General features: G+C 61.0%; 15 protein-coding genes. 12 read left to right on the plus strand and 3 right to left on the minus strand.

Annotation, left to right across the window (positions count from 1 at the left end; all coding sequences use genetic code 11):
• The first annotated feature begins 179 nt into the window (after positions 1 to 179).
• The 4 genes from OU694_RS06465 (at position 180) to OU694_RS06480 (ending at position 3616) form a co-directional block, all read left to right on the plus strand.
• On the plus strand, positions 180 to 1490 hold the full coding sequence (locus OU694_RS06465) for a dicarboxylate/amino acid:cation symporter (protein ID WP_308910157.1): 1311 nt from the start codon (positions 180 to 182) through the stop codon (positions 1488 to 1490).
• A gap of 112 nt (positions 1491 to 1602) precedes the next feature.
• Positions 1603 to 2307 carry a 7-cyano-7-deazaguanine synthase QueC gene (queC, locus tag OU694_RS06470; protein ID WP_308910158.1) on the plus strand — a complete coding sequence of 235 codons (705 nt, stop codon included), beginning with the start codon at positions 1603 to 1605 and terminating at the stop codon, positions 2305 to 2307.
• Positions 2308 to 2309: 2 nt separating this feature from the next.
• Positions 2310 to 2951, plus strand: coding sequence for a 7-carboxy-7-deazaguanine synthase (gene queE, locus OU694_RS06475; protein ID WP_308910159.1), 642 nt, complete (start codon positions 2310 to 2312; stop codon positions 2949 to 2951).
• Positions 2951 to 3616 carry a hypothetical protein gene (locus OU694_RS06480; protein WP_308910160.1) on the plus strand — a complete coding sequence of 222 codons (666 nt, stop codon included), beginning with the start codon at positions 2951 to 2953 and terminating at the stop codon, positions 3614 to 3616. The genes queE and OU694_RS06480 overlap by 1 nt, the downstream gene beginning before the upstream one ends.
• Here the strand turns inward: OU694_RS06480 and queF are convergent.
• Positions 3613 to 4077, minus strand: coding sequence for a preQ(1) synthase (gene queF / locus OU694_RS06485; protein ID WP_308910161.1), 465 nt, complete (start codon positions 4075 to 4077; stop codon positions 3613 to 3615). The genes OU694_RS06480 and queF overlap by 4 nt on opposite strands.
• 245 nt (positions 4078 to 4322) lie before the next feature.
• On the opposite strand from queF, the gene hspQ reads away from it, so the two are divergent.
• The 8 genes from hspQ to OU694_RS06525 all read left to right on the plus strand — a co-directional run bounded on the left by hspQ (position 4323) and on the right by OU694_RS06525 (position 12845).
• Positions 4323 to 4643: a heat shock protein HspQ gene (hspQ, locus tag OU694_RS06490; RefSeq protein ID WP_308910162.1), complete on the plus strand. Its 321-nt coding sequence runs from the start codon at positions 4323 to 4325 to the stop codon at positions 4641 to 4643.
• A 195-nt stretch (positions 4644 to 4838) separates the two neighbouring features.
• Entirely contained in the window at positions 4839 to 5699 is an 861-nt protein-coding gene (gene sseA, locus OU694_RS06495; RefSeq protein WP_308910163.1) for a 3-mercaptopyruvate sulfurtransferase, read from the plus strand.
• A 6-nt stretch (positions 5700 to 5705) separates the two neighbouring features.
• Positions 5706 to 6905, plus strand: a complete 1200-nt coding sequence (gene metC / locus OU694_RS06500) for a cystathionine beta-lyase (RefSeq protein WP_308910164.1) — start codon at positions 5706 to 5708, stop codon at positions 6903 to 6905.
• Complete coding sequence (modB, locus tag OU694_RS06505) at positions 6902 to 7591, plus strand: molybdate ABC transporter permease subunit (RefSeq protein ID WP_308910165.1); 690 nt, start codon at positions 6902 to 6904, stop codon at positions 7589 to 7591. Before metC ends, modB begins: the two co-directional genes overlap by 4 nt.
• A complete protein-coding gene (locus OU694_RS06510) occupies positions 7588 to 8268 on the plus strand; it encodes an ATP-binding cassette domain-containing protein (protein WP_308910166.1) in 681 nt (226 codons plus the stop codon). Before modB ends, OU694_RS06510 begins: the two co-directional genes overlap by 4 nt.
• A 71-nt stretch (positions 8269 to 8339) precedes the next feature.
• On the plus strand, positions 8340 to 10229 hold the full coding sequence (gene pepF, locus OU694_RS06515; protein WP_308910167.1) for an oligoendopeptidase F: 1890 nt from the start codon (positions 8340 to 8342) through the stop codon (positions 10227 to 10229).
• 89 nt (positions 10230 to 10318) lie between these two features.
• Positions 10319 to 11686 (plus strand): DUF1800 domain-containing protein, encoded by a 1368-nt coding sequence (locus OU694_RS06520; RefSeq protein ID WP_308910168.1) that lies wholly within the window; start codon positions 10319 to 10321, stop codon positions 11684 to 11686.
• On the plus strand, positions 11679 to 12845 hold the full coding sequence (locus OU694_RS06525) for a DUF1501 domain-containing protein (RefSeq protein ID WP_308910169.1): 1167 nt from the start codon (positions 11679 to 11681) through the stop codon (positions 12843 to 12845). Before OU694_RS06520 ends, OU694_RS06525 begins: the two co-directional genes overlap by 8 nt.
• On the opposite strand, the gene OU694_RS06530 is transcribed toward OU694_RS06525, so the two are convergent.
• Both OU694_RS06530 and OU694_RS06535 read right to left on the minus strand, forming a co-directional pair.
• Complete coding sequence (locus OU694_RS06530; RefSeq protein ID WP_308910170.1) at positions 12846 to 13541, minus strand: DUF599 domain-containing protein; 696 nt, start codon at positions 13539 to 13541, stop codon at positions 12846 to 12848.
• 38 nt (positions 13542 to 13579) lie between these two features.
• The gene (locus tag OU694_RS06535) at positions 13580 to 15058 is read right to left on the minus strand and encodes a M10 family metallopeptidase C-terminal domain-containing protein (RefSeq protein ID WP_308910171.1); all 1479 of its coding nucleotides are present in this window, start codon (positions 15056 to 15058) and stop codon (positions 13580 to 13582) included.
• Positions 15059 to 15104 lie beyond the last annotated feature (46 nt).

Here is a 15104-nt window from a genome sequence, read left to right on the forward strand (position 1 = left end):
CTTATTGCTGCCTGAAAGCAAGCCTGCCCTTAGAGTGTTAATGATATCTTAAGGGGACAATTAACAGCAAGTTCGAACTGACGACCCGATGAGTTTCGGCAGATTCTTCGGCGCCCACCTTGCCAAATCGCCAAAAATCCGTAGGGTCGCCCGATAACAAACATACGGGGGAATATGAAGTGACAGCCACAGAACCGACGGTACAGACCGGCGAGCCGATGCATCGCCAGCTCTGGTTCCGCGTGCTGGCAGGGCTTGTGCTTGGCGGGCTTGTCGGCACAATGATGGGGCCGGACCTTGGCCTGATGGATCAGGGGATCGCCGTGCAGATTGGCGAATGGCTTGCCCTGCCCGGCCGATTGTTCCTGACGCTCCTCAAATTCATCGTCATTCCGCTTGTGATTTCGAGTGTGATGCTCGGTATCTGCGACGGCAACGATATCCGCGCCATCCGCACGCTCGGGAGCGGCCTTGTCTATTTCGTCATCACCACGACGATTGCCATCGTGATCGGCTTCACCCTGACCGGTCTCATCGAGCCGGGCTCGCAGATCGACAGCAGCCAGCTTGGCGCGGTCGTCAAGCCCGACATCGTGGCGCCAAACGTCGGCGGCAGCTCGATCCCGGCTACCATTGTGGCCGCGATCCCGACCAACCTTGTCGAGCATATGGTCAAGACCGACATGCTGCAGGTAGTGATCGCTGCCGTCATCTTCGGCCTCGCGCTCCTCAAAATGCCGAATGTGGAAGGTCGCCCGATTGTCGACCTGATGCGCGCCACCCAGCAGGTGTGCATGACCATCGTGATGTGGCTGATGAAATTCGCCCCTGTCGTGGTGTTCGGCCTGATTGCCAATACCGTGATCACCATGGGCTTCGGCGCGATCAGCGCGGTTTCGCTGTTTTTCCTGACGGTGATCCTTGGCCTTCTCGCCATGATCGGGGTCTATATGGTCATTGTCTCCGTGGTCGGCGGCCGCAATCCCGTCACCTTCATCCGCGATTGCCGCGATGTGATGGTTCTGGCTTTCTCCACTTCGTCCTCATCGGCCACCATGCCGGTGACGCTGCGGACGGTGGAAGAAGTCCACAAGATCCGGCCGACGGTCGGCCGACTGGTCATTCCGCTTGGCACCACGATCAACATGGACGGCACCGCCATCTATCAGGCGATTGCCGCCCTTTTCATCGCGCAGGCCTACGGTATCGATCTCACCACCTTCCAGATGGTGTCGATCATTGTGCTGTCGATCGCGGGTTCCATCGGCACACCGGGCATCCCGTCTGCCGGCATCCCGATCCTCGCCGCCATCCTTGAAAGCCAGAATATCCCGGTTGAAGGGATCGCGCTGATCCTCGGCGTTGACCGCTTGCTGGATATGAGCCGCACGGTCATCAATGTTGTCGGCGACATGACGGCTGCCGCCGTGCTGGACCGGCTTTTCGGCCACAAGATGGAAGACGATCCGATACCGGACAATCCAGCCTGAGGGGCCACCCTTGCCTTTTGGCTTATCATTCGCGGCGCCGGGTGCTATATGCCCCGGCGTTTCGCTTTATGTTAGTGTTTGAAGCCAGCCTTCGGAAAGGATGTCCGTGCCCATGACCGGGAAGAAAAAAGCCGTTGTTCTCCTCTCTGGCGGGCTCGATTCCGCGACGGTGGTCGCCATGGCACAAGCCGAGGGCTATGACGTGCATGCCCTGTCGTTCCGCTATGGCCAGCGCCACAGCGTGGAACTTGAGGCTGCCGAGCGTGTGGCCCGCCAGCTTGGCGTGAAGGAACACAAAGTAGCGACGCTCGATCTGCGCCTTTTCGGCGGCAGTGCGCTCACGGCCGATATCGATGTACCTAAGGACCGCGACGAAAGCGCGATGACGGCAGATATCCCGGTCACCTATGTGCCGGCACGCAACACGATCTTCCTGTCATTTGCCCTCGCCTACGCTGAAACCGCTGGGGCGCGGGACATTTTCATTGGTGTCAATGCGCTCGATTACTCCGGCTATCCCGACTGCCGTCCCGACTATATCGCGGCCTACGAGAAGATGGCGAACCTCGCCACCCGTGTTGGCGTGTCGGATACCGAGCATCCTTTGCATATCCGGACCCCGCTCATTGACCTGACAAAGGCCCAGATCATCGCGGCAGGCACCAAACTTGGCGTGGATTACAGCCTGACCATCAGCTGCTATGATCCCGATGCGGCGGGCCATGCCTGCGGCCACTGCGACAGTTGCCTTCTCCGCAAGAAGGGCTTCCGCGAAGCGGGCGTTGATGACCCGACGCCTTATCAGCAAGGGGCTTGAACGTGGCCAAGGTCTATACGGTCAAGGAAATCTTCTACACGCTGCAAGGCGAAGGCGGCAACGCCGGACGCCCCGCCGTGTTCTGCCGTTTCGCGGGCTGTAACCTGTGGACCGGCCGTGAGGAAGATCGGGCCGAGGCCATCTGCCAGTTCTGCGACACCGATTTCATCGGCACGGACGGTGAAGGCGGCGGCAAGTTCCGCAGCGCTGAAGCGCTCGCCGAAGCCGTGAAAACGGCATGGACCGGCGGCCCTGGTGGTGTGCCCCTCGTGGTTTGTACGGGCGGTGAGCCGCTCCTGCAACTGGATACCCCGATGATCAAGGCTTTTCATGCGGCAGGCTTTGAAATTGCGGTGGAAACCAACGGCACGATAGAACCGCCTGCGGGGATCGACTGGCTGTGTGTCAGCCCCAAAATCGGCTCGGAAATGGTGGTGAAAAGCGGGCAGGAACTGAAGCTCGTTTACCCGCAGGAAGGGGGCGACCCGGCCCAGTTCGAGCATCTCGCGTTCGAACGATTTTACCTGCAGCCGATGGACGGCCCCGAGGCCCTTGAAAATACCACATTAAGTGTAGACTATTGCAGGCGCCACCCGAAGTGGCACCTTAGCCTTCAGACACACAAATATCTCGGGATTCCATAATGCAGAATGAGCCGGTCGAACATTTGCCCCATGCCCCAGGCGATGAAGAGGCAGATGCCGGCATCTCGCCTTGGATCATCGGTGGTATCGGCGCCGCACTTGTCCTGTCGCTCGGGCTCTTTTTCATGGGCGGGGACGAGACAAGCGAGCCAAGCTACGACGCGGAAGCCGACATCGCCGCACTGACAGCTGTGGCAGAAGGCTTTGCCGAGGATTGCCTCGACACCGCCCCCGCCGACCTTGGCATGCGGATCAATGCCGAGCCCCGCGACTATGCCCAGATGCGTGGCGCCGGTCGCCCCGGGGAGACCCGTTACCGCCATCTCTCGCTCGAACGACTTTCCGGGCTCGACGTCACAATGCGCATCGCACCCGGCTTCTGGTGCGGCATGGCAGCAGGGCCCGACATGGCCCATCATTATGACGAATGGCGCGATGCCGTGCTGCAGGCAGTGCGCGGCTACCAGCCCGTGAAAATCGGCGAGCAGACCACTGCCTTCGGCTCGTTCGAGGAATATGACCTCGGCCGCCGCCAGAACTGGCGCCTGCGCATTTTCGATGGCCGCAATGAAACCGCCCAGTTCGTCAGCGCGCGGGTGTTCGCCTATGACCCGGCGACACAAGAACCGCGCGAGCCGCTGGCCGAGGCGACGAAGGACAATTAACCCCGGCCGCGATAGGGTACGACCCCCTGATCGGGCAGCCAGACACCTTCAGGCAATTTGCCCTTCTGCACGAACACATCAATGGGGATCCCGCCGCGCGGGTACCAGTAGCCGCCAAAGCGCAGCCATTTGGGCTTCATTTCCTCAAACAGGCGCTCGGCAATGCCCACCGTGCAATCTTCGTGGAAGGCACGGTGATTGCGGAAAGACTGCAGGAACAGCTTCAGCGATTTGCTTTCGACGAGCGTTTCACCCGGCACATAGTCCAGTACCAGATGTGCAAAATCGGGCTGGCCGGTCACGGGGCAAAGGCTCGTGAACTCGGGACATGTGAAGCGCACCAGATAATCGGTGTTCGGGCGCGGGTTCGGCACATATTCGAGGACGGCTTCCTCGGGCGTTTGCGGAGTCGCTGACTTGCCGCCGAGCTGGCTCAGGCCTTCGTAAATATTCTGCGACATCGCTAGTCTCCTTTAAAATTTCCCGACTTCCATACGCCTTGGCACGCCGCCTGTCAAAGCGCGAAACGGCAGCCATTCCAAAGCCTTGCACACCCCGTTTCACGCGACACAAAGTTGCTTCCCGTTAGGGTTTTGTGAACTTTTTGTTCAGTCGATGTTAAGGCCGAAACGTTATAGTCAAGCCATCGGATCAAGAACTGATCCCCGGCAAATCGTAGTCGAAAGTAGCCGGAAAGGAGAAGAAAGTGGAACACATTCAGACCGCACGTTTCGCCCCTGGCCAGGTGGTTCGCCACCGTCGCTTCGGCTACCGCGGCCTCATCTTCGATGTTGATGCAATGTTCAGCCAGTCTCCCGAGTGGTACGAAATGATGGCACAGTCGCGTCCCAGCAAAGATCGGCCTTGGTATCACGTCCTGGTGGACGGCGAGACCCATACGACTTATGTCGCCGAAGAGAATCTTGAGCTGTGCGGGCATACCGACGAGTTTGACCACCCCCTGCTGTCGTCCCTGTTCGATATGGCCGACAATGGCGATTTCGCCAGCCGTGTAAGCGTGAACTGACACCTTCCTCCCCCCGCAAAGTCAGTTCCAGTTGGCTGGTACGTGATGGGGATGCACCCTCCCCCGGTGCATCCCCATTCATGTTTCAAGGGCTCGCCTTGGGCTTGATTTTCTTGTGCAATTCACAACAAGTCCCCTGTTGAACCTTGGGCTGTGGCGGCCTAGTCTTTGGCATTCGCCGAAGGATGCCCGCCAATGCCGCCGAGCCTGCCCACACCGATCGTTTCGCCCGACTGGCTGATCCAGCATCTGGACCATTCCTCCATTGTTGTGATCGACGCCAGCTGGCATATGCCGGACACGGGCCGCAAAGGCGCGGACGATTTCGCCGCCCGGCACATACCCGGCGCTCGATTCTTTGATATTGATGCAATTTCCGATACCTTATCTCCCTACCCCCACATGTTGCCGGCGCCGGCCGATTTTGCCGCCACCATCGGCGCGCTTGGCATCGGCAACGACAGCCTGGTGATTATCTATGATGACAGTGCCGTGCGCTCGGCCGCGCGTCTGTGGTGGAGCCTGCGCGCTATGGGGCATGATACTGTTGCCGTGCTGTCGGGTGGGCTTGCAGGCTGGATCGCAGCCGGAGGCACGGTGACCGATATGCCAAGCCAGATCACACCCCGTACTTTCGTGCCTGATTTCCGCCCCGGCCTTGTCCGCAGCCGCACGGATGTGCTGACCGCCATCGGCAACACCCAGATTCTCGACGCCCGCGCCGCCGCGCGGTTTGAGGGCAGCGCACCCGAGCCACGCCCCGGCTTGCGATCAGGCCATATTCCCGGCGCACGCAACCTGCCTTTCGGGCAATTATTCAACTCAGACGGACATCTGAAATCTGCCGACGATCTGCAATCGGCTTTCGATGCCGCAGGGATTGATACCAGCGCACCCGTGATCACCAGTTGCGGGTCGGGCATCACGGCGAGCGTGCTGGCGCTGGGCCTCGCCACCCTTGGCAGACACGACACCGCCGTCTATGACGGCTCCTGGACGGAATGGGGCAGCGACCCCGACCTGCCCCTTGAAACGGGCGCGGCTTCGACAAAGTAGGGACTGATGAGCGACAACAAGAAATCGACAAAAATCGAAACACGGCTGATCACCGACGGCCGCCGGGACGAATGGACCCATGGCATCGTCAATCCGCCGGTGTACCGCGCCTCCACCTGCATCTTCGATAGCTACGACACCATGCGCGAGCGTGCCAAGGATCCGGCGGCACGGCACCTTTATTATGGCCGCAAGGGCACGCCGACCCAATGGTCGCTCGAGGAAGCCCTGACCGACCTTGAAGGTGGCGCCGGCACCAAACTTTACCCCTCAGGCGTTGCCGCCGTGAACAGCGCCATCCTCGCGCTTGTCTCTGCAGGCGACCATGTGCTGATGGTCGACAGCGCCTACGAGCCCACACGCGCCTTCGCCAAGGGTATCCTGAAGCGCTTCGGCGTGGAGACAAGCTTCTACGACCCGATGGCGGGCGAGAATATCGCCGCCGACTTCCGCGAAAACACCAAACTGGTGGTGGCTGAAAGCCCCGGCTCGCTGACCTTCGAGGTGCAGGATATCCCGGCGATTGCCGCCGTCTGCCGCGACAAGGGAGCGTATCTCCTTGTGGACAACACATGGGCAACACCCCTGTATTGCAATCCGCTTGCCCTTGGCGCGGACGTCAGCGTCCATGCCGTCACCAAATATATCGGCGGCCACAGCGACCTGATGATGGGCTCGGTCACCGCTAACGAGCGTGCCTATCCGCTGATTGAAAAGGCGGCCTTCTCGCTTGGGCAAACGGCATCACCCGACGATGCTTTCCTTGCCTCGCGGGGCCTGCGCACGCTTGCCGCCCGGCTGAAAATCCATGAGGAAAAAGCGCTTACTGTTGCCCGCTGGCTGCGTGAGCGCCCGGAAGTCGCCAAAGTGCTGCACCCAGCGTTCGAGGACTGCCGCGGCCATGCCATCTGGAAACGCGACTTCAAGGGCTCGACCGGGCTTTTCTCGGTGATCCTGAAGGACGGCACCGATGCCGATACAGCCCCGATGGTCGATCACATGCGCCTGTTCCGCATGGGCTTTTCGTGGGGCGGTTATGAAAGCCTGATCCTGCCTTCGAACCCTGCCGGCAGCCGCAGCGCGACCCATTGGGCAGCACCCGGCCCGCTCCTGCGCCTGCATATCGGGCTTGAAGACACCGACGACCTGATTGCCGACCTTGCCGACGGGCTTGATCGCTACCGGGAGCATATGGCGCGCAAATGATCGGCCCCATGGAAAGTGCGGCACTGATCCTCAGCCTCAAGGTCGCGGGGGCAGCAACGCTTGTCAGCCTGCCGCTCGCTATCCTTTTGGCCTACGGGATGGCGCGGCGCGATTTCCGGGGCAAGACGATTGCGGACATCCTGTTGCATGTGCCGCTTGTGGTACCGCCCGTCGTTGTCGGTTACCTGCTGTTGATTGCATTCGCGCCGAACGCGCCGGTCGGTCGCTGGCTTGAAGAGGCGGGCCTCGGCGTTGCCTTCCGCTGGCAAGGAGCGGCGCTTGCCAGCGGCATCATGGCCCTGCCCCTGATGGTGCGCAGCATCCGGCAAGCCTTCGAGGCCGAACCGCCGATCTACCGCGAAGTCGCCGCCACCCTCGGCGCTGGTGCCGTTGCTCGTTTCTGGCGCATATCCCTGCCGCTTGCCGCCCCAGCCATCGCCACCGGCACGCTTCTGGGTTTTGCCCGCGCGATCGGGGAATTTGGCGCTACCATCACGTTTGCATCGAATATTCCCGGCCTGACGCAGACCCTGCCGCTCGCACTTTATAGTGCTGCACAGATACCGGGCGGCGAGGCCGAAGCTGCCCGGCTGGCGCTTCTGTGCCTGTTGCCCGCAATTCTGGCACTTGTCGCGTCCGAAATGCTCAGCCGCCGTGCCCGCCGCCGCACGGGGCTAGCATCATGAACGCGCCACGCCTTACCGCCGATCTTGGCTGGCATACCGGCAGCGCCGAGGGCTCGGCCCGCTTCACGCTGGCTGACGGAATCACCGCGCTGATGGGTCGCTCGGGCTCTGGCAAAACCACCCTTGCCCGCGTGCTGGCCGGCCTGCATCCGGCGACGCACGGCAGCATCAGCCTTGATGGCAGCATCCTTTATGACGAACACACGGGCATCAGCCTTGCCGCCGGCAAGCGCGGCATCGGGCTGGTGCCGCAAGGGTCATCGCTGTTCCCGCATCTGACGGTCGCCGCCAATATCGATTTCGCCCACGCACCAAGGCCGGCGTGGCGGGACGACCTGATCGACCGGCTTGGGCTCGCTGGCCTGATGGACCGCCGCCCGCACCAACTTTCGGGTGGTGAAGGGCGGCGCGTGGCCATCGCCCGCGCGCTGATGGCAAGTCCGCGCCTCCTTATCCTTGACGAGCCGACCACAGGTCTCGACCCAGCCCGTCGGCGCAGCATGCTTGAAGTCGTGGGGCGCGTCGCCTCGCTCACCAAGACGCCGGTTCTGCTGATCAGCCACGAGCGTGAGGACATCCAGACGACCGCGACCCATGCCCTCCTGATGGAAGATCAGCATCTGGTGGCTGCCGGTGACGTGCCGGATGTGATTGCCCGGATGGACGCAACCCCGTAACTTTCGTTGGCTTGTCAGTGCAACCGTCATGACGGACACTGGCTGACCATAAAAAACGGGGAGGAATTCCAATGAAAAGAACAACGGGGGTCAACCGCCTGATCAGGGCTGCCCTTCTGGGGACAACACTTGCCTTCGCACCGCTGACGCACGGCACGATGGCCGAGGATGCACCGGGCCAGATCCGCTGGGACCTGAGCGACCTTTACCCGAGCGTCGAGGCATGGAATGCCACACGCGAGCAGGTACTGAAGGATGTCGCCGCCTATAGCCGCTTTCAGGGTAATCTGGGCAAGAGTGCCGCGGCCCTTGCCGATGCGCTGGATGAAGTGAACCGGATCGAGAAAGAGCTGGCGCGAATGTATATCTACAGCTCGCTCGGCTCCGACGAGGACCTGCGCGACGCCAAGGCGCAGGAACGCTTCTCGCAGGCCCGCACCACCTATGCCGAATTTGGCCGGGCTACCGCCTTCATGGCGCCTGAACTCCTGACCGTCGGCTCGAAAAAGATCGAAGGCTATATCAAACGCGAGAAACGCCTTGAGAAACACGCCTTCTTCCTGCGCGATACGCTGCGGCAGGAAAAATATACGCTCGGGCTCGAGGCTGAAGGCGTGCTCGCGAACGCGGCCGAAGTGACGGGCGGCGCCGGCAATATCTATAACCTCTTGACCTCTGCGAATATCGCCTGGCCCACGGTCAAGCTTTCAACGGGCGAGGACGCAACCCTCAGCCAGGCCGGCTATTCGAAATACCGCGCCGTGCAGAACCGCGACGACCGCAAGCTCGTTTTCGATACCTTCTGGCAGACCTGGAAGAATTATGAGGCGACCTTCGGCCAGACGCTCGACACGCTGGTCAAGAGTCATATCTTCTACGCCAAATCACGGCACTATCCGAACGCGCTTTCCTACGCTCTTTCCGGCCCAAATATCCCGGAAGAGGTGTACCGCACGCTCGTGAAATCGGTGAACGAGAGCCTGCCGTCGTTCCACCGTTATCTGAAGCTGCGCCAACGGATGCTCGGCCTCAGCGACATGCGCTATTATGACATCTATCCCGAGACCACCGCGCTCGACCGCGAATTCAGCGTAGATGACGCGAAAAAGCTGACCCTCGAATCCCTCACCCCCTTCGGCGAGGAATATCTGGGCCTCCTCAAGCAGGGCTTCGATGCCGACTGGATGCATGTCTATCCGCAGCCCGGCAAGCGGTCCGGCGCCTATATGAACGGTGCGGCCTATGACGTGCACCCCTATGTTCTCCTCAACTATAACAAGGGGTTCGAGGACGTTTCGACCTTCAGCCACGAGTGGGGCCATGCCGTCCACACGCTGCTGTCGCGCGCGAATAATCCTTACGAGACCTACAGCTATCGCACCTTCACCGCAGAGCTTGCCTCCACCACCAACGAGGTGCTGCTGCAGGAACATCTGCTGAAGGACGACCTGTCGGACAAGGAACGGCTCTATTATATCGACCGGGCGCTGGAAGGCATCCGGGGCACCCTGTTCCGCCAAACCATGTTTGCAGAGTTTGAACTGAAGATCCACGAAGTGGTGGAGGCAGGCGAGCCGCTTTCGGGCGAGAAGATGACCGCCATCTATCTCGACCTCCTGAAGCGCTATCACGGCGATGCCGAGGGCGTGATGAAGATCGACGACCTTTACGGCATCGAATGGGCCTATATCCCGCACTTCTACCGGAACTTCTATGTGTTCCAGTATGCCACCAGCATCTCAGGCGGCACCATGTTTGCCGAACGCATGCTGAACGGCGACCCGAAAGCACAGTCCGACTATCTGAATGTGCTGAAGGCCGGTGGCTCGCGCTATCCCTATGAGATGCTGAAGGAAGCCGGCGTCGATCTGGCGAGCGAGGCGCCTTACAAAACGATCGTCGCCCGCATGAACCGGCTGATGGACGAGGCAGACGCCATCCTCACCCGCATGGGCAAATAATCGCCACACTTCGGCGCGAAGGTTTCGGGGCGGCAGGGGCGTACCATCGGTATGTCTGCCGCCCCGAATACATTCGAGAGGAAGGCCTGATGAAAAGCCCCGCCCCTGCCCGTTTTGTCAGCCGTTTCGGCCTTGGCGCCCGCCCCGGCGATGCCACCGCCATCGCCGCAGACCCGCTCGGCTGGACACTGGCCCAACTGACCGGCGAGCCTGACGACAGGCGAGCCTTCGAAGGCCGCCCGGCGAGTGACAAGCTCCTTGCCGACGTTTTCCTGTTCCAGCGGGAATTGCTGAAAGCCCGCAGGGACAAGGCGGATGATGAAAAGGAGATTGCCGCCAAAGTGATGGAGCGGAAGGACTTCCGTAATATCTATCTTGCCGATGTGGAAGCGCGGCTCACGCAAGCCGTGATGACAGAAACGCCGGTGCATGAACGGCTGGTACGCTTCTGGTCCAACCATTTCACGGTATCGGCTGAAAAACTGGTGGTACTGACCGTTGCCGGCGCCTTCGAACGCGAGGCGATCCGCCCGCGCCTGAACGGCCATTTTCGCGACATGCTGCAGGCCTCGACCGCGCATCCGGCCATGATCCTGTATCTCGATAACGACCGCTCGGCGGGGCCGAACAGCAAGGTCGGGCAGCGGCGCGACCTTGGCCTCAACGAAAATCTGGCACGTGAGATACTGGAACTCCAGACGCTCGGGGTGAACGGCGGCTATACTCAGGCCGATGTCACCGCTTTCGCCCGTATCCTGACGGGCTGGACGGTCAGTCGTCCCATCATCGGCGGCACCGGACGCTTCACCTATGTCGACCGTATGCACGAACCCGGCGACCATGCTGTGCTTGGCAAAACCTATCGCGGCAAGGGCGACGCCCAGACCCGCGCTGTTCTGGCTGACCTTGCCGTTCATCCCGCCACGGCGCGCTTCATCGCCTTCAAGCTCGCCCGACATTTCATCGCCGACACACCGCCCGAAGACGCCGTCACCGCGCTTGCCCGCACCTTCATGGAAACCGACGGGCATCTGCCGAGTGTCCACAAGCGCTTGTTCGAACTGGCAGCACCCCTGCTGGACGAAACCCGCAAGATACGACCGCCCGAAGATTATGTGGTGGCAACGCTCAGGGCCCTGAAAATCGACCCGGCGGACAAGACCCGCAAGATTTTCGCCGTGCTGCGTGACATGGGCCAGCGGCCGATGGTGCCACCGGGCCCCGATGGCTGGCCAGACACTGCCGGCGAGTGGCTTTCCGGCCAATCGCTGATGACGCGGATAGACTGGGCCTCCGCCCTTGCCGAGCGTGTCGTCCGTGTCGATTCCCGCGCGCTTGCCGGGTTTCTGTGGGGAGAGGCGTTATCTGAAAGTACGCGTACATCGATCGCCCGTGCCGAAAGCGCGCATCAGGCCCTGTCGCTTCTCCTCGCGGCACCGGAGATGATCTATGCATGACAAGATAAGCCTCAACCGTCGCCGTTTCCTCGCCCTTTCCGGTGCGACCGCCGCCCTCACCCTGTTCAGCCCCCGCCTGATGGCGGTGGAGCCCGGCGAAGCACCCCGTTTTATCTTCTTCCTGCTGCGTGGCGGGATGGACGGCCTTTCCGCTGTGCCGATGGTGGCCGACCCTGCCTTTGCCGGAATACGCGGCATATTGGCCGAAGAGGAAACGGCGGGTTTGCCCCTTGATGGCGGCTTTGCCCTGCATCCGAAGCTCACCACGCTCCATGCCCTGTACGGCGCCAAGGAAGCCACGATCTTCCATGCGGTGGCTGGCCCCTATCGCAGCCGTTCCCATTTCGATGCGCAGGATATGCTTGAACAGGGTATAGCCGCCCCCGCCACCAACGACGGGTTCCTCGCCCGGATGATCAATGGCGATGCTGTCACCAAGGCCGTCGCCCTTGCCGAGACCATGCCGCTTGCGCTGCGCGGTGGCGAACGGGCCACAAGCTGGGCACCCACCCGGATACCGGAGGCAAGCCCCGATATATTCGACCGCCTCGATGACCTTTATGCCGGTGACGCACTTCTCGAGGCCGCCCTTCAGCAAATGCTGGAGAATGAAACGGTAGGAAACATGGGTAACTCGATGAATGGTGGGCGCGGTAATATCGTCACTCTGTCTGAATCCGCTGCCCGCTTCCTGACAGTCGAAGGCGGGCCGAACGTTGCCATGCTGGAATTCGGCGGCTGGGACACCCACACGGGCCAGACGGGACGCCTGAATCGCCAGTTTTCAGCGCTTGATCAGGCGATAGCCGCCCTCAAGACCGGTCTTGGAGATGCATGGCAACACACCGCCGTCGTTATCGCCACCGAATTTGGCCGAACAGCCGCCGTGAATGGCACACGCGGCACCGATCATGGCACGGCAGGTGCAGCCTTCCTGCTGGGCGGCGCCGTGGATGGCGGCCGGGTGATCGCCGACTGGCCCGGCCTTGCCGGACCGATGCTGTATGAAGGACGGGACCTGATGCCAACGCTTGACTTGCGCGCGATCCTGAAGGGCGTGATGGCGGATCATATGAAGGTGGCCGGACCGAAGCTCGATCTCGATATTTTCCCGGATTCAGGGACCGTCAAGCCGCTATCCGGCCTCATCCGGGCCTGATCAGAGGCTTTTAACGGCTGCCGCAGCCGCCGACCCGAACTCGCGCCGGGCGACGATCCCAAGGATGAAAAGGGTCGACAGAACATAGAAGACCGGGCTGATGAACCAGCCGACAGTCGCAAGCCCGAAGAAGATGGCTCGGATGCCCCGGTTGAAATGCAGGCCGCACAGCGTGTTAAGGCGAGCCGCCGCCGCGACGCGCTGCCGGTCAGCCTCGCTCGGCTCTCCCATCGGGTTCCCGAAACCGCCAAGGAGAATCGCGCAATAGTGCGACAGGCGGATCGCCCAGGCGAATTTGAAAAAGGCATAGATGAAGATGGCCAGCAGCACAGCGAGCTTCACTGTCAGTTGCTCGGGCGAGCTTGCGGCTGCAAACGGCACACGGGCCACCGCGCCCGCCAGCGCTTCGCTATAGCCCATCGCCGCGAACAGGCCACCAATCACGATGATGGACGTAGAGGCGAACATGTTCATGCCGCTCATCAGGATTTGCAGGATGCCGGTATCGAGGATGCGAAGGTCACGCCGGAAGGCTTCTTCAAACCAGCGCTGGCGCTGCCGCTCCATCGCTGCCGCAATCGAGCGCGGCCGCAGGAAGCTTGCGTCGGTGAGCAAGGTGTAGGCCGCCCAGACAAACAGGAAGAAGCCCAGCGCTTCATAATCGGATAGACTGAAAATGGCGAGCAGCCGCTCCATGGTTCGCTTTCCCCCTAATGATCAGCGCCGCAGTCGCGTCAGACTATTACGATCACATCATCCGCGTCCGACGTCGTCAAGCCCGCGAGCCGCACCCAGTCGCCGCCCCCGAGGTCGATAACAAGTCCCCACGGATCCTGCGACATGGCAGCCCTGACGGCGGCAGCGCTCGAAAAACCGTCGGCCATATCCGAGAAATCGAGGATATCGCGGCTGGTATCGAAATCCATGATCCGGTCTCCACCGGAATTGTCTGTAAAAACATAGGTGTCGGCTTCCGAGCCGCCAACCATCGTGTCATGCCCTGACCCGCCAACGAACGTGTCGCGACCCTGCCCGCCTACCAGCCGGTCGTTTCCGGCGCCACCATCCAGGAGATCGGCACCCCAGCTACCTGACAGGATGTCGTCTCCTGCATCGCCGTAAAGCTTGTCAAAGCCTTGCTGACCAAGGATGTAGTCGTCGCCGTCGCCTCCTTTCAGGATATCGCCGCTGTTGCCCCCCTGCAGCGTGTCGTCTCCGGCATTGCCCGCAAGCGTGTTGGCCTGCCTGTTACCGATCAGCGTGTCATTGCCGCCAGCGCCGGATGCCTTCTCGATCCAGGTGTCCGGTGCGATGAAGACGGTCTCGTTCTCCCGATAATTTTTGGCGCGGCCGCTGTAGGTTACGACAGTGCCGATATCGGACCATGTACCGGGGATGAGCGAGATGGTCACATCGTCAGTGCCGTTCGAGACGCTGAGGGTATCGACCCCGCCCGCGTCCCAGATTGTTGTCAGGTGGCGTTCGGAAAGATCAAAATCATAGCCATCGGCCCGGCCGGTTGTCACCGTATCCGTGCCATAAAGGGCCTGCAGCGCCATGATATCGAGATACATGTAGCCATCGGGCTCAAGATCGGTCCAGAGCGCATCATCATAGCGCGCCGATACTTCGTAACTCATCACGGTATAGTCGTTGCCGTCATAATTGGCCGCGAGCGCCGGGAATTTACCTTCCACTTCGTGCGGGTGCTTCAGCCCCAGCGCATGACCCAGCTCGTGATAAATCGTCGTCTCGAAATAGGCATCGCTTTCACTTAGCGTGCCGCTGATCAGCCAGATATCCCCCGCCACCGGTGCCGAGATCGGATAATAAGCCCAGGCAAGCGTCTCCTCGTCCACATAGTCGGTCCAGGCGATGCGTATGGTGCCGGCTTGGGCGCCTGTGTCACTGACTTCCGTGAAGGAGGCATTTGTATAGCGCTCGATATCATCCAGCGCCTGACGCAACACATTCGCCTGCGACGCAGTCACCGGATGCCAGCCGCTGTTCACCTCGGAATCAGCAGCCCCGTAACCGAGATTGACGCTCGTGGCGAACGTGCTATTGGCGCCGGGGATACTGAAACTGATCTCGACCGCGCCATTCTGGTCGGTTGAATAGCGCACACCATAAAGAAGACCATTGACCAGCGGATTGCCCGAAAGACCGACACTTTCAACAAAGGGACGCGAATTCACACTGGCATCAACCATTGACCTTGTCTTCCTTTAAATAAAATGCTGCAGACTCATTGCATCT

This window comes from Pseudokordiimonas caeni (assembly GCF_026719705.1).
Lineage (GTDB): Bacteria > Pseudomonadota > Alphaproteobacteria > Sphingomonadales > Kordiimonadaceae > Gimibacter > Gimibacter caeni.

Excerpts from the sequence above, each read along its gene's own strand:
- OU694_RS06480 (WP_308910160.1), top strand. The coding sequence starts at position 2,951 with ATGCAGAATGAGCCGGTCGAACATTTGCCCCATGCCCCAGGCGATGAA.
- pepF (WP_308910167.1), top strand. The coding sequence starts at position 8,340 with ATGAAAAGAACAACGGGGGTCAACCGCCTGATCAGGGCTGCCCTTCTG.
- OU694_RS06530 (WP_308910170.1), bottom strand. The coding sequence starts at position 13,541 with ATGGAGCGGCTGCTCGCCATTTTCAGTCTATCCGATTATGAAGCGCTG.
- queF (WP_308910161.1), bottom strand. The coding sequence starts at position 4,077 with ATGTCGCAGAATATTTACGAAGGCCTGAGCCAGCTCGGCGGCAAGTCA.
- OU694_RS06510 (WP_308910166.1), top strand. The coding sequence starts at position 7,588 with ATGAACGCGCCACGCCTTACCGCCGATCTTGGCTGGCATACCGGCAGC.
- modB (WP_308910165.1), top strand. The coding sequence starts at position 6,902 with ATGATCGGCCCCATGGAAAGTGCGGCACTGATCCTCAGCCTCAAGGTC.
- queC (WP_308910158.1), top strand. The coding sequence starts at position 1,603 with ATGACCGGGAAGAAAAAAGCCGTTGTTCTCCTCTCTGGCGGGCTCGAT.
- metC (WP_308910164.1), top strand. The coding sequence starts at position 5,706 with ATGAGCGACAACAAGAAATCGACAAAAATCGAAACACGGCTGATCACC.
- sseA (WP_308910163.1), top strand. The coding sequence starts at position 4,839 with ATGCCGCCGAGCCTGCCCACACCGATCGTTTCGCCCGACTGGCTGATC.
- OU694_RS06525 (WP_308910169.1), top strand. The coding sequence starts at position 11,679 with ATGCATGACAAGATAAGCCTCAACCGTCGCCGTTTCCTCGCCCTTTCC.
- OU694_RS06535 (WP_308910171.1), bottom strand. The coding sequence starts at position 15,058 with ATGGTTGATGCCAGTGTGAATTCGCGTCCCTTTGTTGAAAGTGTCGGT.
- OU694_RS06520 (WP_308910168.1), top strand. The coding sequence starts at position 10,319 with ATGAAAAGCCCCGCCCCTGCCCGTTTTGTCAGCCGTTTCGGCCTTGGC.